General features: G+C 60.3%; 16 protein-coding genes. 11 read left to right on the forward strand and 5 right to left on the reverse strand.

From position 1 onward, the window contains the following. The first annotated feature begins 25 nt into the window (after window positions 1-25). The 3 genes from secA (at window position 26) to J3P90_RS05570 (ending at window position 5,168) form a co-directional block, all read left to right on the forward strand. Window positions 26-2,767: a preprotein translocase subunit SecA gene (secA, locus tag J3P90_RS05560; protein WP_420765269.1), complete on the forward strand. Its 2,742-nt coding sequence runs from the start codon at window positions 26-28 to the stop codon at window positions 2,765-2,767. 118 nt (window positions 2,768-2,885) lie between these two features. Continuing rightward, window positions 2,886-4,103 carry a bifunctional glutamate N-acetyltransferase/amino-acid acetyltransferase ArgJ gene (gene argJ / locus J3P90_RS05565; protein WP_420765268.1) on the forward strand — a complete coding sequence of 406 codons (1,218 nt, stop codon included), beginning with the start codon at window positions 2,886-2,888 and terminating at the stop codon, window positions 4,101-4,103. Window positions 4,104-4,223: 120 nt separating this feature from the next. After that, window positions 4,224-5,168, forward strand: a complete 945-nt coding sequence (locus tag J3P90_RS05570) for a Nudix family hydrolase (RefSeq protein WP_434675949.1) — start codon at window positions 4,224-4,226, stop codon at window positions 5,166-5,168. Window positions 5,169-5,278: 110 nt separating this feature from the next. On the opposite strand, the gene J3P90_RS05575 is transcribed toward J3P90_RS05570, so the two are convergent. From J3P90_RS05575 to J3P90_RS05585, 3 genes are read right to left on the reverse strand one after another with little or no spacing between them, the layout of a single operon-like run. Next, complete coding sequence (locus J3P90_RS05575; RefSeq protein ID WP_434675950.1) at window positions 5,279-5,860, reverse strand: cob(I)yrinic acid a,c-diamide adenosyltransferase; 582 nt, start codon at window positions 5,858-5,860, stop codon at window positions 5,279-5,281. A gap of 3 nt (window positions 5,861-5,863) precedes the next feature. Then, on the reverse strand, window positions 5,864-7,900 hold the full coding sequence (locus tag J3P90_RS05580; RefSeq protein ID WP_434675951.1) for a sensor histidine kinase: 2,037 nt from the start codon (window positions 7,898-7,900) through the stop codon (window positions 5,864-5,866). Between the two features lie 46 nt (window positions 7,901-7,946). Next, window positions 7,947-8,864, reverse strand: coding sequence for a putative 2-dehydropantoate 2-reductase (locus J3P90_RS05585; RefSeq protein ID WP_434675952.1), 918 nt, complete (start codon window positions 8,862-8,864; stop codon window positions 7,947-7,949). Window positions 8,865-9,007: 143 nt separating this feature from the next. Here J3P90_RS05585 and J3P90_RS05590 point away from each other — a divergent pair, with 143 nt between their 5' ends. Continuing rightward, the gene (locus tag J3P90_RS05590) at window positions 9,008-9,493 is read left to right on the forward strand and encodes a YajQ family cyclic di-GMP-binding protein (protein WP_434675953.1); all 486 of its coding nucleotides are present in this window, start codon (window positions 9,008-9,010) and stop codon (window positions 9,491-9,493) included. 155 nt (window positions 9,494-9,648) lie between these two features. Continuing rightward, on the forward strand, window positions 9,649-10,491 hold the full coding sequence (locus J3P90_RS05595) for a mechanosensitive ion channel family protein (RefSeq protein ID WP_420765263.1): 843 nt from the start codon (window positions 9,649-9,651) through the stop codon (window positions 10,489-10,491). A 106-nt stretch (window positions 10,492-10,597) separates the two neighbouring features. On the opposite strand, the gene J3P90_RS05600 is transcribed toward J3P90_RS05595, so the two are convergent. After that, window positions 10,598-11,926: an OprD family porin gene (locus J3P90_RS05600; protein WP_434675954.1), complete on the reverse strand. Its 1,329-nt coding sequence runs from the start codon at window positions 11,924-11,926 to the stop codon at window positions 10,598-10,600. An 800-nt stretch (window positions 11,927-12,726) separates the two neighbouring features. On the opposite strand from J3P90_RS05600, the gene J3P90_RS05605 reads away from it, so the two are divergent. Beyond that, window positions 12,727-13,152 (forward strand): HIT family protein, encoded by a 426-nt coding sequence (locus tag J3P90_RS05605; RefSeq protein ID WP_420765261.1) that lies wholly within the window; start codon window positions 12,727-12,729, stop codon window positions 13,150-13,152. A gap of 4 nt (window positions 13,153-13,156) precedes the next feature. Continuing rightward, complete coding sequence (locus J3P90_RS05610; RefSeq protein ID WP_420765260.1) at window positions 13,157-13,363, forward strand: SlyX family protein; 207 nt, start codon at window positions 13,157-13,159, stop codon at window positions 13,361-13,363. Window positions 13,364-13,432: 69 nt separating this feature from the next. Here the strand turns inward: J3P90_RS05610 and J3P90_RS05615 are convergent, their stop codons facing one another. After that, window positions 13,433-14,038 (reverse strand): cold shock domain-containing protein membrane protein, encoded by a 606-nt coding sequence (locus J3P90_RS05615; protein WP_420765259.1) that lies wholly within the window; start codon window positions 14,036-14,038, stop codon window positions 13,433-13,435. Between the two features lie 379 nt (window positions 14,039-14,417). On the opposite strand from J3P90_RS05615, the gene J3P90_RS05620 reads away from it, so the two are divergent. From J3P90_RS05620 to aspS, 4 genes are all read left to right on the forward strand, one after another. After that, window positions 14,418-14,891 carry a Dps family protein gene (locus J3P90_RS05620; protein WP_039591690.1) on the forward strand — a complete coding sequence of 158 codons (474 nt, stop codon included), beginning with the start codon at window positions 14,418-14,420 and terminating at the stop codon, window positions 14,889-14,891. A 204-nt stretch (window positions 14,892-15,095) separates the two neighbouring features. Then, on the forward strand, window positions 15,096-15,440 hold the full coding sequence (locus J3P90_RS05625) for a ribbon-helix-helix domain-containing protein (RefSeq protein ID WP_434560329.1): 345 nt from the start codon (window positions 15,096-15,098) through the stop codon (window positions 15,438-15,440). A 124-nt stretch (window positions 15,441-15,564) separates the two neighbouring features. Continuing rightward, window positions 15,565-15,786, forward strand: coding sequence for an FmdB family zinc ribbon protein (locus J3P90_RS05630; RefSeq protein WP_003178589.1), 222 nt, complete (start codon window positions 15,565-15,567; stop codon window positions 15,784-15,786). 75 nt (window positions 15,787-15,861) lie between these two features. Next, the gene (gene aspS / locus J3P90_RS05635; protein WP_420765257.1) at window positions 15,862-17,637 is read left to right on the forward strand and encodes an aspartate--tRNA ligase; all 1,776 of its coding nucleotides are present in this window, start codon (window positions 15,862-15,864) and stop codon (window positions 17,635-17,637) included. Window positions 17,638-17,687 lie beyond the last annotated feature (50 nt).

A 17,687-nucleotide genomic window follows, 5' to 3' on the forward strand; every position in this document is an offset into this window, starting at 1 on the left:
CTTTAGTGTGGAAGATCCTGCCGATATGTTTGCGCCTTTGTTAAAGAAACTTTTTGGAAGCAAGAATGAGCGTGAAGTCAAGCGCATGCTCAAGACGGTACAGATCGTCAATGCCTTCGAAGAGCAAATGGTGGCCCTTTCGGACGATCAGTTACGCGCCAAGACCGCCGAATTCAAGGACCGCATCGCCAAGGGTGAGACCCTTGACCAGATCCTGCCCGAAGCCTTTGCGGTCTGCCGCGAAGCCGGCAAGCGGGTCATGGGCATGCGTCACTTCGACGTCCAGTTGATCGGCGGCATGACCTTGCACGAAGGCAAGATCGCCGAAATGCGTACCGGTGAGGGCAAGACCCTCGTGGCGACCCTGGCGGTGTATCTCAATGCATTGTCCGGCAAGGGCGTACACGTGGTCACGGTCAACGATTACCTGGCCCGCCGCGACGCCAACTGGATGCGCCCGCTCTACGAGTTCCTCGGCCTGACCGTCGGCGTCGTCACGCCGTTCCAGCCGCCGGAAGAGAAACGCGCCGCCTACGCCTCGGACATCACCTACGGCACCAACAACGAATTCGGCTTCGATTACCTGCGCGACAATATGGCGTTCAGCATGGAAGAAAAATTCCAGCGTGAACTCAACTTTGCCGTCATCGACGAAGTCGACTCCATCCTCATCGACGAAGCCCGTACCCCGCTGATCATTTCCGGTCAGGCCGAGGACAGCTCCAAGCTGTACATCGAGATCAACAAGTTGATCCCGCAGCTCAAGCTGCACGTGGAAGAAGTCGAAGGCGAAGTCACTCAGGCCGGTCACTACACCGTCGACGAGAAGACCCGCCAGGTCGAGCTCAACGAATCCGGCCACCAGTTCATCGAAGAGATGCTGACCCGCGTCGGCCTGCTGGCAGAAGGCGAAAGCCTGTACTCGGCCCATAACCTGGGCCTGCTGACCCACGTCTATGCCGGCTTGCGTGCCCACAAGCTTTTCCACCGCAATGTCGAATACATCGTGCAGGACGGCCAGGTCGTGCTGGTGGACGAGCACACCGGCCGCACCATGCCGGGCCGTCGCCTGTCCGAAGGTCTGCACCAGGCCATCGAGGCCAAGGAAGGTCTGAACATCCAGGCCGAGAGCCAGACCCTGGCCTCCACCACCTTCCAGAACTACTTCCGCCTGTACAACAAGCTGTCCGGCATGACCGGTACCGCTGACACCGAAGCGTTCGAATTCCACCAGATCTACGGCCTGCAAGTGGTGGTGATTCCGCCGAACAAGCCGCTGGCGCGCAAAGACTACAACGACCTGGTGTTCCTGACCGCCGAAGAGAAATACGCGGCGATCATCAATGACATCAAGGAAGGCATGGCCCAGGGCCGTCCTATCCTGGTGGGCACCGCCACCATCGAGACCTCCGAGCACATGTCCAACCTGCTCACCAAGGAAGGCATCGAGCACAAGGTCCTGAACGCCAAGTTCCACGAGAAAGAAGCCGAGATCATCGCCCAGGCCGGTCGCCCGGGTGCGTTGACCATCGCCACTAACATGGCCGGCCGTGGTACCGACATCCTGCTGGGCGGCAACTGGGAAGTGGAAGTCGCTTCCCTGGAAAACCCGACCCCCGAGCAGATCGCGCAGATCAAGGCCGACTGGCAGAAGCGTCACCAGCAAGTGCTCGAATCCGGCGGCTTGCAGGTGATCGCTTCCGAGCGTCACGAATCCCGCCGTATCGACAACCAGCTGCGTGGCCGTGCCGGTCGCCAGGGTGACGCAGGCTCCAGCCGCTTCTACCTGTCGTTGGAAGACAGCCTGATGCGCATCTTCGCCTCTGACCGGGTGAAGAACTTCATGAAGGCCCTGGGCATGCAGCCAGGCGAGGCGATCGAGCACCGCATGGTGACCAACGCCATCGAAAAGGCCCAGCGCAAGGTCGAAGGCCGCAACTTCGATATCCGCAAGCAATTGCTGGAGTTCGACGACGTCAACAACGAGCAGCGTAAAGTGATCTATCACATGCGCAACAGCTTGTTGGCCGCCGACGACATTGGCGAAACCATCGCCGATTTCCGTCGTGAAGTACTCGACGCGACCATCAGCGCCCACATCCCGCCGCAATCGTTGCCGGAACAGTGGGACGTCGCTGGGTTGGAAGCCTCCCTGCGCAGCGATTTTGGCGTGTCGTTGCCGATCCAGCAGTGGCTCGACGAAGACGACCACTTGTACGAGGAAACCCTGCGCGAGAAGCTGCTGGCCGAACTGATCGCCGCGTACAACGAAAAAGAAGACCAGGCCGGCGCCGAGGCGCTGCGTTCCTTCGAGAAGCAGATCGTGCTGCGCGTGCTGGACGACCTGTGGAAAGACCACTTGTCGACCATGGATCACCTGCGCCACGGTATTCACTTGCGCGGCTACGCCCAGAAGAACCCGAAGCAGGAATACAAGCGCGAGTCCTTCACGCTGTTCTCCGAGCTGCTGGATTCCATCAAGCGCGACTCGATTCGTGTGCTGTCCCACGTTCAGGTTCGCCGCGAAGACCCGGTTGAAGAAGAAGCTCGCCTGCGCCAGGAAGCCGAAGCCTTGGCTGCCCGCATGCAGTTCGAACACGCCGAAGCGCCAGGGCTGGAAGTGGCCCAGGCGATGGAAGAAGGTGTCGACGTGGATGTTGCACTGGCCACCGCGCCGGTGCGCAACGAGCAGAAGCTAGGCCGTAACGAGCTGTGCTATTGCGGCTCGGGCAAGAAATACAAGCATTGCCACGGGCAGATTCAATAATCCCGTTTCAACGCTGAACGACCCGCGCCGCGACAGGTAACCCCTGTCGCGGCGTTTTGCCATTTGATTCGCCGTTTCGATGAAGACGGCGTCGATTTATCTATTAAGGAGCGCATTCATGGCTGTTGGTCTTGGTCCGTTGCCAACGTTGCACCCGGTTGCCGGTTTTGAACTCGGTATCGCCTCGGCGGGCATCAAGCGCCCCGGGCGCAAGGATGTGGTGGTGATGCGTTGCGCCGAGGGTTCGACGGTCGCGGGCGTGTTTACCCTCAATGCGTTCTGCGCCGCGCCGGTGATCCTGGCCAAGCAACGCGTGCAGGGACCGGTGCGTTACCTGCTGACCAACACCGGTAACGCCAATGCCGGCACCGGCGCGCCAGGCCTGGCCGCCGCCGAGCGCACCTGCGCCAAGCTGGCTGAACTGACGGGCGTCGACGCCAACCAGGTACTGCCTTACTCCACCGGTGTAATCGGCGAACCACTGCCGGTCGAGAAAATCGAAGGCGCCTTGCAAGCCGCCCTTGATGACCTCTCGGAAAACAACTGGGCCGCCGCCGCCACCGGCATCATGACCACTGACACCCTGCCCAAGGGCGCGAGCCGCCAGTTCCAGCACGACGGCGTCACCGTCACGGTCACCGGCATCAGCAAAGGCGCCGGCATGATCCGCCCGAACATGGCGACCATGCTCGGCTACATCGCCACAGACGCCAAGGTTTCGCGCCAGGTGCTGCAAGACCTGATGCTCGACGGCGCCAACAAGTCGTTCAACCGCATCACCATCGACGGCGACACGTCTACCAATGACTGCTGCATGCTGATCGCCACTGGCAAGGCCAACCTGCCGCAGATCACCGAGGCCAGCGGCCCGCTGTTCATGGCCCTCAAGCAGGCGGTGTTCGAAGTGTGCATGGAAGTGGCCCAGGCCATCGTCCGTGACGGCGAAGGCGCGACCAAGTTCGTGACCGTGCAGGTCAATGGTGGGGGCAATCACCAGGAATGTCTGGACGTCGGCTACACCGTGGCGCACTCGCCACTGATCAAGACCGCATTGTTCGCCTCCGACCCGAACTGGGGCCGTATCCTCGCCGCTGTCGGCCGTGCCGGCGTGCCTGAGCTGGACGTGAGCAAGATCGACGTGTTCCTTGGCGAAGTGTGCATCGCCAGCCAGGGCGCCCGCGCCGCAACCTACACCGAAGCCCAGGGCGCGGCCGTGATGCAGCAGGAAGAGATCACTATCCGCATCGAGCTGGGACGGGGTGATTGCAGCGAAACCATCTGGACCACTGACCTGTCCCACGAGTACGTAAAGATCAACGCTGAGTATCGGACTTAAGACCGAGGCGCTCCTATCGCGAGCAAGCTCGCTCCCACAGGGCAACAGTGTCGTTCGTGTGGGAGCGAGCTTGCTCGCGATGGGCCGGAACCGACTCCATCAACGCTGAGGAATAGCGCGGTGAAACGAATCCACGTAGCGGCGGCGGTCATTCGCGATGCCGCCAGCAGAATCCTGATCGCCCGGCGGGCCGATACCCAGCACCAAGGTGGCCTGTGGGAGTTTCCTGGCGGCAAGGTCGAGGCGGATGAATCCGTCGAGACCGCCCTGGCCCGGGAGCTTCATGAAGAATTGGGCATCGTTGTCGGCGCCGCTCGGCCGCTGATCAAGGTGCGTCATGACTACCCGGACAAGCAAGTATTGCTGGACGTCTGGGAAGTCTCGGCGTTCAGTGGCGAGCCCCACGGTGCCGAAGGCCAGCCGTTGGCCTGGGTGACGGCCCGTGAGTTGACGAATTATGAATTTCCGGCGGCCAATCAGCCGATCGTCGCGGCGGCCCGTTTGCCCGGCGAGTACCTGATTACGCCCGAAGGCCTCGAAACGCCGGCCTTGCTGCGCGGCTTGCAGAAGGCGATAGGGGGTGGGATCAAGCTGGTCCAACTGCGCGCGCCCAACGGCTACGATCCGCAATACCGTGATCTGGCGGTGGACGCGGTGGGGCTGTGTGCCGGCAAGGCCCAGCTGATGCTCAAGGGGCCGTTCGAATGGCTGGGGGATTTCCCGTCGGCCGGCTGGCACATCACCGCCGCACAACTGCGCAAGCATGCGGCGGCCGGTCGACCGTTCGGCAAGGATCGCTGGCTGGCAGCCTCGTGCCATAACGCAGAAGAGCTGTCCCTGGCGCAGCAGATGGACGTGGATTTCGTGACGCTCTCGCCGGTGCAGCCGACCCAGACCCATCCCGATGCCAAGCCGCTGGGATGGGACGAAGCGGCGCGGTTGATCGAGGGCTTCGACAGGCCGGTCTACCTGTTGGGCGGAGTAGGGCCGGATGAGCGGCAAAAGGCATGGGACGCCGGGGCCCAGGGCGTGGCGGGAATTCGGGCGTTTTGGCCTGAGGCGTGAGAGTGTGCAACAACTGACGCCATCGCGAGCAAGCTCGCTGCCACATTGGATTTTTGGCGGTCACAAAACCCCTGTGGGAGCGAGCTTGCTCGCGATGGCAGACTGACAGATCAGCTTCCAGGCTTGGCCGCCGCCTCCCAAAGTACCTCAGCCACCCCTTGGCGCCGGGCAATGACCCGCGCGGCCACGAACAACAGATCCGACAATCGATTGATGTAGGCCAGCCCCGGCCCGGCCAGCGGCTCCACTGCGTTCAATTGCTGGCAACGACGCTCGGCGCTGCGGGCCATGCTTCGGCAGACATGGGCTTGGGCGATCAGGGAAGAGCCGCCGGGCAGGATGAAATTTTCCAGCGGCCCGAGCTCTTCATTCCATACGTCGATAGCCGCTTCCAGCCGTTCGACTTCCGCGTTGTCCAAAGCCTGGTAAGCCGGCATCGCCAATTCACCGCCCAGGTCGAACAAGCGGTGCTGACATGGCGCCAACACCGTGATGACGTCTTCCAGCGCGGGATGCCGGGCCGTTTCCTCGGCCAGACCGGCCAGCAACAGGCCCAACTGGCTGTTCAACGTATCCACTTCGCCGATCGCCTCGACCCGCGGGTGGTCCTTCGCCACGCGGCGACCATCCCCCAGCCCGGTTTCACCTTTGTCACCGGTGCGGGTGTAAATCTTCGACAGGCGAAAACCCATTGTTCAGCGCTCCACTTGCTTGTGTTCCTGGGCCACGATCGAAGTGCCCGCCAGCGGCAGGCGCAGGGTGAAGCAAGTGCCCTGGCCTGGCGCGGATTGCACTTCCATCTGGCCCTTGTGGTTGTTGGTGATGATGAAATACGAGACCGACAGCCCGAGGCCCGTGCCCTGGCCGATTTCCTTGGTGGTAAAGAACGGTTCGAAGGTGCGTTTGCGCACGTTCTCGCTCATGCCGATGCCGTTGTCCTCGACCTGGATTTCCGCCCACGGTGGATTCAGCCGGGTGCGCAGGATAATACGGCCGGGCTCGCCGTCGTCCTGGCGCTGATGGATGGCCTGGGCAGCGTTTTTCAGCAGGTTGAGCAACACCTGCTCCAGTTCGTTGGCGGTGCCGGGCACCGGCCCCAGGTTCGGGTCGAACTGACGGATGATGGCCTGGCCTTTGAAGTCGAAACCGATCGCCAGGTCGAAATCGTTGCCGGCAATCTCGACGGCCTGGTCGATCAAAGCGGGCAAGTCGCAGGGGGCCATCTGCCGGGTGCTGCGTCGACTGAAGCTGAGCATGTGGGTGACGATCTTCGCGGCCCGGGCACCGGCCTGCTGGATGCCGTCGAGCAGTTGCGGGATTTCCCGGCTCTCCAGGTAACGGTAGATCACCGGCAACTCGATGCCCAACTGCTCGGCCTGTTCGAGGTTCTTCGGCAGTTCCGCCGACAGGCGTCGGCGGATGTTCTGCACGTTGTGCAGGATCGCTCCGAGCGGATTATTGATCTCATGGGCCATGCCCGCCGCGAGGCCACCGACCGAGAGCATCTTCTCCGATTGCACCATCATTTCTTCCAGCGACAAGCGCTGGGTAATGTCATCGATACGGATTACCACGCCCCGCCCGGCACCGCCCATCAACGGATAGAACGTGAGGGCGTAATGCCGGGCTTCGTCGTCCTTGGTCCAGGTGACACGCTCGATCTTGGCCACGGTGTGCTGCTCGACCGTCTGCTTGAGCTGTGGCAGATAGGGCTTGAGCGGTTCGAAGGCGAGGAAGATCGGCTGGTTCAGCGCTTCGTCCAATCGTGTGCCGGAGAGCGCGCTGGCTTCCTGGTTCCATTGGGTGACGTAGAGCTGTTCGTCGAGGGCGATCAGGGCCGACGGCATGGAGTCGATGATGCTGTTGAGGTAGTTCTGGAAGCCGGTGAGTTTTTTCTCGATCTTGCTGCGCACCTGGACTTCCAGTTCCAGCTTGCGGTTGGTGTGGCGGGTTTCCTCCGCCAGCCCCTGGGCCTGGTCATAGGCGGCCTGGGAATCGTCACGGGCTCGCTTGAGTTGCTGTTCGCGGGCTTCGATGCGCGACAGCATGGTGTTGAACGCCTCGGCCAGGCTGCCGATTTCGTCGTGGTTGCCCCGGGCGGCGCGCAGGGAATAGTTTTCCTCGCGGGTCACCTGGCGCGACAACTCTTCGAGCTGGTGGATCGGTTGGGTGATCAGCCGCTTGATCTGCTGGGCAATGACCAGCCACAGCAGCACGCTGAAGATGAGGATGCCGAGGCTGGCGGTCAACGTGCCGGTGTAGAACGCGGTGGGCAATTCGCTGCTGGCGACCAGCAAGAGATGGCCCGGCGAGGTGCCGGGACGGGGCAGGGTAATGACCTGGTTGCTGCGGAACTCGCCGGCCTGCCAGGTTTGCATGTGGCGGAAATGTTCCGGCAGCCTGAGTTTTTCGCCCTGTTGCAGCTGGGCCAGCCGTTCGCCTTGTCCATCGTAGAGTGCCGCTGCTCGCAGCGGGGCGTAGCTGTTGAGCTCATCGAGCAGGCGTTGGGCGCTTTGCGGCGATTGCAGCGCGTCGGCGATCAGGCTCGGGTTGGCCACCAGCCGGCCAATGGTCTGCAACGCCTGGGGGGCCATGCTTTCCTGGGAAATGTAATAGGCCGCGCTGATGAAGGTCAGGTTGGCCACCAGTAAAACGGTGGTCAACAACACCAACAGGGCCGCCAGCAGTTTCTGGCCGACCGGTAGATTTTCAAGGCGCTGGCGCAATGGCATCGGACTCGTCGCTAACAAGGAACACGAGGGCCAGCGTAGCCGCTGCTCAGTCGCTGGGCAATCCAAGGTTGTGCAGGTGGGCGATCAGTCGCTCGCGCATTTGTCCGAGATGCGGCACCGCCACGCCATGCCGCTGGGCGACCGCGCAGGCATGGCCGAGCAGGTAGCTGATTTCGGTGCGCCGCTGGTTGGCGACGTCCTGGTACATCGAGGAATAATTGGCGGCGGTGGCCTGGATCACCCGTTCGACTTCCGTCTGCAAGTCTTCGGCCGCCGCAGGCTGGCCGCAGCGTTCAAGCAGGTCGGTGAGTTCGGCGCAAAGGGTCGCCACTTCGCAGCGGTGGTCCTGTAGGCCACCGTTCTTACAATGGTGCAGTACCGTGAGTGGGTTGATCGCACAGTTGAGGGCCAGTTTGCGCCAAAGGCGGGTGAGGATATCGGCGCTCCATTCATGGGGGATGCCGGCGGCGGCCAAGTCATCCAGCCAGACCGGTGCCACCGGCTGGGCCGGATCGCCCAGCCAGGTGAAGCCGTGGCCGGCGAACACCACGCGCCAATCGCCATCGCGAAACGCGCCTTCGGTGCTGGAAGCGCTGATGCAGCGGGCCTGGGGCACGCGGTTCGCCACGGCGTCCTGGCTGCCGAGGCCGTTCTGCAACAGGATCAGTTCCGCCTCGGCGCCCAGTCGATGGGCAATCGAAGCCACGGCTGCTTCCGCGTCGTAGGCCTTGCACGCCAGGAGCAGCCGCTGAATAGGCTCGGTGCCTTGCGCGGTTTCGCCGGGCACCGGGTAACACTGCGCCTGGCCTTGTTCCACCAAGGTCAGGCCGCCGGCCTCGCGGTAAGCCTGCAACCGCTTTTCATTGCGCAGCACCAGCCGCACCGGCAGGCCGGCCCGGGCCAGGCGCGTCGCCCATAACGTGCCGAGGCTGCCGGCTCCCAGGACATGCCAGGTGGTGGACATCAGTTTTTTACTCGGTTTGGCGCAGGCATCTGAAGGGCTCGCGGTAAAGGCGGGAAAAGACCCGTTATAATGAGCCCGATTTTAACCACAAGCCAAGTGCGCGCCTTTGTCATGAGCGCGCCTTTTTATTTGGAGAACACTACATGCCGTCATTCGACGTGGTATCCGAACTGGACAAGCACGAAGTCACCAACGCCGTTGAAAACGCCGTCAAGGAACTCGACCGTCGGTATGACCTCAAGGGCAAGGGCAGCTTCGAGTTCAAGGAAAAGGATCTGACTGTCAACCTGACCGCCGAGGCCGACTTCCAGCTCGAGGCGATGATCGAAATCCTCAAGCTGGCGCTGGTCAAGCGCAAGATCGATGTGCAGTGCCTTGAAGTCAAGGACGCCTATGCGTCGGGCAAGCTGATGAAGCAGGACGCCGTGCTCAAGGAAGGCATCGACAAGGAACTGGCAAAGAAGATCGTTGCCCACATCAAGGACGCCAAGCTCAAGGTCCAGGCCGCCATCCAGGGCGAGCAGGTGCGGGTGACCGGCAAGAAGCGTGACGACTTGCAGGAAGCCATCGCCGCGCTGCGCGGCAAGGAGTTCGGCATGCCGCTACAGTTCAATAACTTCCGCGACTGACACCAGGCTGTTCGCAATGACAGTGGCTCGATGCTGCTCCCGCCGGTAAGGCAGCGACCCATCAAAAAGGCGCTGCTGGGTCACCAGCGGAGGCGATGTTTGGCCACACAGTGTTTGCACGGGTGTTGCGTGCAACGGGAAAAAAGGAGAACACGATGGACTTGAACGCTGAAGTGGACCACCTGGTCAAGGCTTCCCAGGCTTGGATACCGATGATCATGGAGTACGGCAGTCGTGTACTGCTGGCAATCGTTACCCTGGCCATCGGTTGGTGGCTGATCAACAAGGTTACGCAGAAACTCGGGGCGCTTTTGGCTTTGCGCAACGCCGACCTCGCCTTGCAAGGGTTCATCGGTACCCTGGCAAACATCATCCTCAAGATATTGCTGATCGTCAGCGTCGCGTCGATGATCGGCGTGGAAACCACGTCGTTCGTAGCGGCCATCGGTGCGGCAGGCCTGGCGATTGGCCTGGCCTTGCAGGGCAGCCTGGCGAACTTCGCCGGCGGCGTGCTGATTTTGCTGTTCCGTCCGTTCCGCATTGGCGATTGGATTGAAGCCCAAGGCGTGGCCGGCACGGTCGACAGTATCCAGATCTTCCACACGGTGCTGCGTACCGGTGACAACAAGACAGTTATCGTGCCGAACGGCAATCTGTCCAACGGCATCATCACCAACACCAATCGCCAGCCCACCCGCAAAGTCGTGTTCGACGTGGGAGTGGATTACCAGGCCGATCTGCAAAAGGCTCGGGAAGTATTGCTGGAGTTGGCCAAGGACGAGCGCGTATTGGCTGATCCTGCGCCAGAAGCGGTGATTTCGACCTTGGGCGATAGCTCGATCACGGTTTCCCTGCGTATCTGGGTCAAGACCGCGGATTACTGGAACGTGATGTTCATGCTTAACGAACAGGCGCGGGACCGCTTGAAGGAGGCGGGCATTGATATTCCGTTTCCGCAGCGGGTGATTCGGATGGTTCATGAATCCACGTCGGCGTAACCGCTTCGCTTGTCGGATCCGATCAGGCATCCAAAAGTAGCGAGCATAAAAAAGGCCCATCCGAAGATGGGCCTTTTTTTGATTACCGCAAACTGACTTTCGGCAATTACAGAACCGAAATCGGGTAGTCGACGATCAGGCGGAACTCTTTCACGTCGCCTTCGCCTTCGTCTTCGTTAGCGTAGTGCCAAGCTTGACGAATGCGGAAGGAGAGGTCTTTCGCTGGGCCAGACTGGACAACGTACTTGGCTTCGAAGTTGGTTTCGTTGTGCTTGCCGTTGTCGCCGTAGATGCCGGCGTAAGCGCTGCCTGTTGGGGTGTTGGTGCCGTCGATGTCCCAACCTTTGACGTAGCGAGTCATGAAGCTCAGACCTGGAACGCCGTACTCAGCCATCTTCAGGTCATAACGGACCTGGGCAGACTTCTCGTTAGGTGCGTTGAAGTCGGAGTACTGGATGGAGTTGGCGAGGAAGATCGAGTCGCCGCCGCGGTTGTTCTTGCCCACGCCAATGTAGTCGAACGGCGTGTCGCCGTTGACCTTCTGGAAGGCCACGGTGACGGTGTGTGCTTTCAGGAACGAGAAAGCAGCTGCCAGGGAGAACGTCGTGTTGCTGATGTCACCGGCTTCGGCGCTGCCGGCATCGGTGGTGCGGTAGATGTTACCGTCCAGGTTCAACGACTGATCGCCACCCATTGGGATGGTGTAGTTCAGGTTGGCGTAGTACTGGTTCCAGATGTCTTCCAGCTTGGCGCCGTACAGCGATGCGCTCAGGTTGTCGCTGATCGCGTATTTGCCGCCCAGGTAGTCGATGGTGTTGGCTTCGACACCAGCGTAGGTTGCGTACAGGCCGCCATTGCGGGAGTTACGATCCTGGCTGGTACCCGAGTAGAAGTGACCGGCTTCGAGGTCAAGGTCTTTGACTTCGCTGCTCTGCAGTTGGAAACCGCTGGCAGTTTGAGGAAGGATACGGGAACCGCCAACGGCAAACACTGGAGCAGTGCTTGGCTGCATGTCACCGACTTTCAGCTCGGTCTTGGAGACGCGGAATTTGATCGCTGCGCCGGCCTTGCCCTGGCTGTCGTTTACATCGCCATCGGCGTCGCGGCTCATGTTGCCGGTGCCGCCGGTGCCGTCGCCACCGTCCAGTTTCAATGCCAGGTAACCGAATGCATCGACGCCGACGCCAACAGTACCTTGGGTGTAGCCGGAGCTGAAGTTGCCCCAGATACCCTGGGTCCAGTCTTTCTGGTCGTCGCCACCGTTCTTGCTATCACGGTTGAAGTAATAGTTGCGCAGCAGCAAGTCGAACTTTGCGTCTTCGACAAAGCCTTTGGCTTCAGACTGGTCACTTACGAAAGGTGCGGCCGTAGCCATTTGAGTACTGGCTGCTGCAGCAACGGCCAGTGCGATCATGCTCCACTTCATCACGCGCATCGTGATTTGCTCCTTTGGTTTTAAGAGTACTGCCGTCCCACCTGTTTTATTATCTGGGCGGCTCTTTCTTTTTGTGTCGGCGCAAACTTATATCACGCCGACATTCTTTGGCGATACTTGCCCATTCAACCTTTCAGCTTCTTTACGACCATGTCGCCAATGGCTCGATCCATGTCGTAATTCAGCTGCTCCGAGGTAGGTGGAAGACAACTTCAAGTTGCTCTTTTTTCCACCATCGGCGTAAAGAGTCCATAAGTACAACGCTTGAAGCTCCTGAGGGCAGCCTTGCCACTTTAATTCTCATGCCTGCAGGTTTCGCGTCCGGCGATGCCCTGTAGGCGATATGGGCATGAATGCAACAAGCATGCACAAACCCGGTTTTCGTTCACATTTTTTTCACATTTTAGCTGCGGTTGCGGCGAAACCTCATGAAACCGGGCTCCAAAGGCCTTGTTTTAAATGGGGTTGACTGCTGGGCAGCTGACATGTTTGAAGCCGATAAACCTCGCGGGACAACCAAAAACGTTACCGGTTCACCCCGTCAGTGGGTAAAACACGGATGCCACGAACACAAAGCGTAGACGCATTGTGCCGTTTTGGTGCAAAAATTCTCAACGCTGGACGAAAAGAGAACAGCGCTTGTGCCAGCTACCTGCAAAATGCGCTTTTACGATTCCGGGCGCCCGGTATTGGTGCGCAGTGAACGTTGCGCCGTTCACAGGTATGCTGGCGGCCTGCGTCCGGTGGCAGCCCGAAGGGCGTCGCATCGGGCCATCGATCAACGAGCGAGGAGTACGCCGGTGTTTGCCTTAGATCCACGATTGCAACAAGACACATTGCCCATCGGCGATTTCCCGCTGTGCCGCTTGCTCTTGTCCAATGACTCGAACTACCCGTGGTTCATCCTCGTGCCGCGACGGGAAAATATCAGTGAATTGTTTCAATTGGATGACGCTGATCAATCGCAGTTGTGGAAAGAAACCACGGCACTGGCTGAAACGCTCAAGGACTCGTTCGATGCCGACAAGCTGAATGTTGCAACCTTGGGTAACGTCGTCAGTCAATTGCACATGCATGTGATCGTACGCAAGCGAGAGGATGCCGCCTGGCCGGCGCCGGTCTGGGGCAAGCACCCGGCCCAGCCTTATGATGCCGGGCAGGTAGCGGCCATCCGCGAACGGTTGCGAGCGGTGTTGACCGATGATTTCAAGTTTCTGGAGGGCTGAGACCATGAATCTTGAAGAGCGCGTAACAGACCTGGAAAGCCGCCTGGCGTTTCAGGATGACACTATCCAGGCATTGAATGACGTGCTGGTGGAGCAGCAACGAGTCGTTGAGCGTTTGCAGCTGCAGATGGCGGCGCTACTCAAGCGCCAGGAGGAAATGGCCGGGCAGTTCGAATCCTTCGAGGAAGACGCGCCACCGCCGCATTACTGACCGGTCCGAACGGCAGTCGATAAAAAACCGCGAGCAGCCAGGCTGCGTCGCGGTTTTTTTTCGCCCGGATCAGCGGCGCGGTAGCGCGGCGATCACGTCTTCGGCCTGTAGGCCCTTGTCGCGATGCATCACCGAGAACTCCACGCGCTGGCCTTCGACCAGAACGCGGTGGCCTTCGCCACGAATGGCCCGGAAATGCACAAAAATGTCATCGCCGGAGTCGCGGGAAATGAAGCCGAACCCCTTGGAAGTGTTGAACCACTTCACGGTGCCGGTATCGCGGTTGGACATGTCGTAGTTCTGGGAGGCGGCCGCTGGCGACGACTTCTTGTAGAAGCTGACGGCCAGGTGCAGCAAGACAGCGAGCAATGCCGCGGCCAGGCTGGACAGGATGGCGGGTTGGCCGCCGATTTCCGGCATGGGCGCCAGCAGGGACAGGGTTTGCAAGGCAACAGCCAGTACCAGCAAGCCGCTGACAAGGTTTTGCAGTTGATGACGTGGACCTTTGTTCCAGTAAGGGATGACGGGTGCCAGGGTCAGGTTGAGCAGGCCGAAAAAGGCCAGGTACAGCGCGTCGGGATGTTGCAGGTAAGGTGTGGCTTCGGAACCCAGGCTAGGGATGAAGGACAGCAGCAGGGCAGCTGCGCCCATTAGCAAGTGGACGATTTTCAACATTTTGATTGGCTCACGGTTAAGACAGATCACAAGGAAGAGCTGGTCGGGGGCGGTTCGCTCCAGAAATGAGAGGCGTAGGAACACGCACCCGGATCAGCCTATGCGCGACGCCCGGAAAAATAGGCGTAGCGACACACTGCCTATTTAACAGCAAAGCCGGGGCCTTCTCAAACGTGTTACAGAGGCGCGGCACGCTGTTCGTCGGCCAGGGGCATGGGAGGGACGCTTGCCGGCGACGGGCAATGGATGTTGAATTTTCACCGTCTTGCCGGAACCGTCCGACGTCCCAGCTTGTCGGTTCAGGATGGCTGGCGATTTGTCGCAGGCTATCGACGGCGACACCCGCTAGAGTGAATTCACCATCGTCAGGAGATCAACCATGGCAATTGATATCGGTATCAGCGAAGAAGATCGCAAGTCCATCGTCGACGGACTTTCGCGGCTGCTGTCGGACACCTATGTGCTGTACCTCAAGACCCACAACTTCCACTGGAACGTTACCGGGCCGATGTTCCGCACCTTGCACCTGATGTTCGAAGAACAATACAACGAGCTGGCGCTGGCGGTGGATTCGATCGCCGAGCGAATCCGTGCGCTCGGCTTCCCGGCGCCTGGCGCTTATTCGGTGTATGCGCGTTTGTCTTCCATCAAGGAGGAAGAGGGCGTACCGGCGGCAGAGGATATGATCCGGCAATTGGTCGAGGGGCAGGAAGCGGTGACGCGCACCGCTCGCGGTATCTTTCCTTTATTGGACAAGGTCAGCGACGAGCCCACCGCCGACCTGTTGACGCAGCGTATGCAGGTTCACGAAAAAACCGCGTGGATGTTGCGTTCGTTGCTGGAAGATCGCTAAGCCCCGGGCCGGCGATGGTGCTGCCGTTGGCGTCATCGCCCGCCACTGCGTGTAGGAACGCATGATTCATCGCCAGCGCCCTGTTGGCTTGTCCTACGTTGATGGTCAAAAAGTCATCTGGAACTGGCGATCCAGTTGAGCTTCCATAGCACCACAGATCGGTTGTTCCGACTGAGGTTCGTATGGCAAAGGAGTGTCAACGGTATGATCCAAGGAAAAGACCCCAGGGAAAGTGTGCGCGGACGACCGCAGTCCGTGAAGATCGACCCGTTCGTCAGTGGTTTTGACATGCAACTGGCGCGGCCGCTGGCCCGCTCCATCCGGCTCAACGGATTCGCCACCTGCCTGCGGCTGGAGCAGGTCTATTGGGATATTCTCGGTGACCTGGCGCAGCTCAACAGCTGCTCCGTCAGCACCTTGCTGTCCCATGTGGACAGGGAGGTCCACCTGCGTCATGGCGGCGTGCGTAATTTCAGCGGGCTGGTGCGCGTTGTCTGCGTGGTTCACAGCCTGAAGGAAATGCACGGGAGTGATCCGGGTCTTGGCTGAACGATATTATCGGCAATGACTGTGCGGTCTTACGGCTGCACAGGCCGCATTTAATGGATATAATCCCGCTCTTTGCCGCAAAGCCGGGCTTTGCGTGAATAACCTGATCGCCGAGACAACCCCCATGCCGATGTACGACTATCAATGTGCTTCCTGTGGTCATCAGATGGAAGCCATTCAAAAAATCAGCGCGGCACCGCTGGTCGATTGCCCCGCCTGCCAAGCGCCGGAGCTGAAAAAGATGCTGTCCATGCCTGGTTTCCGCCTCGGCGGCACGGGCTGGTATGAAACCGACTTCAAGACCGGCGCCAAGAAGAACCTGGCCGGTGGCGACAAGGCTGACTGAGTTGAACACGCGCGGGTTCTTGCACGGGCAGGGCCTCCAACCGAATTTCGAATTACGAGAAGTGAAACCACTACCATGATGCGCAGCCATTATTGCGGCCAACTGAACGAAAGCCTGGAAGGTCAGGAAGTTACTCTTTGCGGATGGGTCCATCGTCGCCGTGACCATGGCGGGGTGATTTTCCTCGATATCCGTGATCGTGAAGGCCTGGCCCAGGTAGTGTTCGATCCTGACCGCGCCGAAACCTTCGCCACCGCCGACCGCGTGCGCAGCGAATACGTCGTCAAGATCACCGGCAAGGTGCGCCTGCGCCCGGCTGGCGCTGGCAACGCCAATATGGCGTCCGGCATGATCGAAGTGCTGGGCTACGAGCTGGAAGTGCTCAACGAGGCGGAAACCCCGCCGTTCCCGCTCAACGAATATTCCGACGTAGGCGAGGAAACCCGCCTGCGCTATCGTTTCATCGACCTGCGTCGTCCGGAAATGGCCGAGAAGCTGCGTCTGCGTTCGCGCATGACCACCAGCATCCGTCGTTACCTGGACGAGAACGGCTTCCTCGACGTCGAGACGCCGATCCTGACCCGCGCCACGCCGGAAGGCGCCCGCGATTACCTGGTGCCGAGCCGTACCCACCCCGGCAGCTTCTTCGCCTTGCCGCAATCGCCACAGCTGTTCAAGCAACTGCTGATGGTGGCCGGGTTCGATCGCTACTACCAGATCGCCAAATGCTTCCGCGACGAAGACCTGCGTGCCGACCGTCAGCCTGAGTTCACCCAGATCGACATCGAGACCAGCTTCCTCGATGAAAAAGACATCATGGGCCTGACCGAAGGCATGATCCGCAACCTGTTCAAGGAAGTGCTGGACCTGGAATTCGGCGATTTCCCGCACATGACCTTCGAAGAAGCCATGCGCCGCTACGGTTCCGACAAGCCAGACCTGCGTATTCCGCTGGAGCTGGTGGACGTGGCCGATCAGCTCAAGGAAGTGGAGTTCAAGGTATTCAGCGGCCCGGCCAACGATCCGAAATGCCGTATCGCTGCCCTGCGCGTTCCCGGTGGCGCGAGCATGCCGCGCAAGCAGATCGACGACTACACCAAGTTCGTCGGCATCTACGGTGCCAAGGGCCTGGCCTACATCAAGGTCAACGAGCGCGCGGCGGGTGTCGATGGCCTGCAATCGCCGATCGTGAAAAACATCCCGCAGGACAACCTCAACGTGATCCTCGATCGCGTGGGCGCGGTCGATGGCGACATCGTGTTCTTCGGTGCCGACAAGGCCAAGATCGTCAGCGAAGCCTTGGGCGCATTGCGCATCAAGCTGGGTCACGACCTGAAGCTGCTGACCTGCGAGTGGGCTCCGCTGTGGGTCGTTGATTTCCCGATGTTCGAAGAAAACGACGACGGCAGCTTCTCCGCGCTGCACCACCCGTTCACCGCGCCGAAGTGCTCGCCACAAGAGCTGGAGGCCAACCCGGCCACCGCCCTGTCGCGTGCGTACGACATGGTCCTTAACGGCACCGAGCTGGGTGGCGGTTCGATCCGTATCCACCGCAAGGAAATGCAGCAGGCCGTGTTCCGCCTGTTGGGTATCGATGAAGCGGAACAGGAAGAGAAGTTCGGCTTCCTGCTGGACGCCTTGAAGTACGGCGCGCCGCCTCATGGTGGCCTGGCCTTCGGTCTGGATCGCCTGGTGATGCTGATGACCGGCGCCCAGTCGATCCGCGAAGTCATCGCGTTCCCGAAAACCCAGAGCGCGGCGGATGTCATGACCCAGGCGCCTGGCGTCGTGGATGCCAAGGCATTGCGCGAGTTGCACATTCGTCTGCGTGAACAGCCAAAGGCTGAGTAAGGCTGGCTCTTGAGAGGGCGCATCTTCGGATGCGCCTTTTCATTGGGGTC

Source organism: Pseudomonas sp. D3-10 (assembly GCF_051132175.1).
Taxonomy (GTDB): Bacteria; Pseudomonadota; Gammaproteobacteria; order Pseudomonadales; family Pseudomonadaceae; genus Aquipseudomonas.

What these genes read in the sequence shown, in the direction of transcription:
- J3P90_RS05585 (WP_434675952.1), bottom strand. Translation starts at nt 8,864, where the DNA reads ATGTCCACCACCTGGCATGTCCTGGGAGCCGGCAGCCTCGGCACGTTA.
- J3P90_RS05620 (WP_039591690.1), top strand. Translation starts at nt 14,418, where the DNA reads ATGGCAATTGATATCGGTATCAGCGAAGAAGATCGCAAGTCCATCGTC.
- secA (WP_420765269.1), top strand. Translation starts at nt 26, where the DNA reads ATGTTTGCGCCTTTGTTAAAGAAACTTTTTGGAAGCAAGAATGAGCGT.
- J3P90_RS05630 (WP_003178589.1), top strand. Translation starts at nt 15,565, where the DNA reads ATGCCGATGTACGACTATCAATGTGCTTCCTGTGGTCATCAGATGGAA.
- aspS (WP_420765257.1), top strand. Translation starts at nt 15,862, where the DNA reads ATGATGCGCAGCCATTATTGCGGCCAACTGAACGAAAGCCTGGAAGGT.
- J3P90_RS05590 (WP_434675953.1), top strand. Translation starts at nt 9,008, where the DNA reads ATGCCGTCATTCGACGTGGTATCCGAACTGGACAAGCACGAAGTCACC.
- J3P90_RS05575 (WP_434675950.1), bottom strand. Translation starts at nt 5,860, where the DNA reads ATGGGTTTTCGCCTGTCGAAGATTTACACCCGCACCGGTGACAAAGGT.
- J3P90_RS05615 (WP_420765259.1), bottom strand. Translation starts at nt 14,038, where the DNA reads ATGTTGAAAATCGTCCACTTGCTAATGGGCGCAGCTGCCCTGCTGCTG.
- J3P90_RS05595 (WP_420765263.1), top strand. Translation starts at nt 9,649, where the DNA reads ATGGACTTGAACGCTGAAGTGGACCACCTGGTCAAGGCTTCCCAGGCT.
- J3P90_RS05600 (WP_434675954.1), bottom strand. Translation starts at nt 11,926, where the DNA reads ATGCGCGTGATGAAGTGGAGCATGATCGCACTGGCCGTTGCTGCAGCA.
- J3P90_RS05625 (WP_434560329.1), top strand. Translation starts at nt 15,096, where the DNA reads ATGATCCAAGGAAAAGACCCCAGGGAAAGTGTGCGCGGACGACCGCAG.
- argJ (WP_420765268.1), top strand. Translation starts at nt 2,886, where the DNA reads ATGGCTGTTGGTCTTGGTCCGTTGCCAACGTTGCACCCGGTTGCCGGT.
- J3P90_RS05610 (WP_420765260.1), top strand. Translation starts at nt 13,157, where the DNA reads ATGAATCTTGAAGAGCGCGTAACAGACCTGGAAAGCCGCCTGGCGTTT.
- J3P90_RS05580 (WP_434675951.1), bottom strand. Translation starts at nt 7,900, where the DNA reads ATGCCATTGCGCCAGCGCCTTGAAAATCTACCGGTCGGCCAGAAACTG.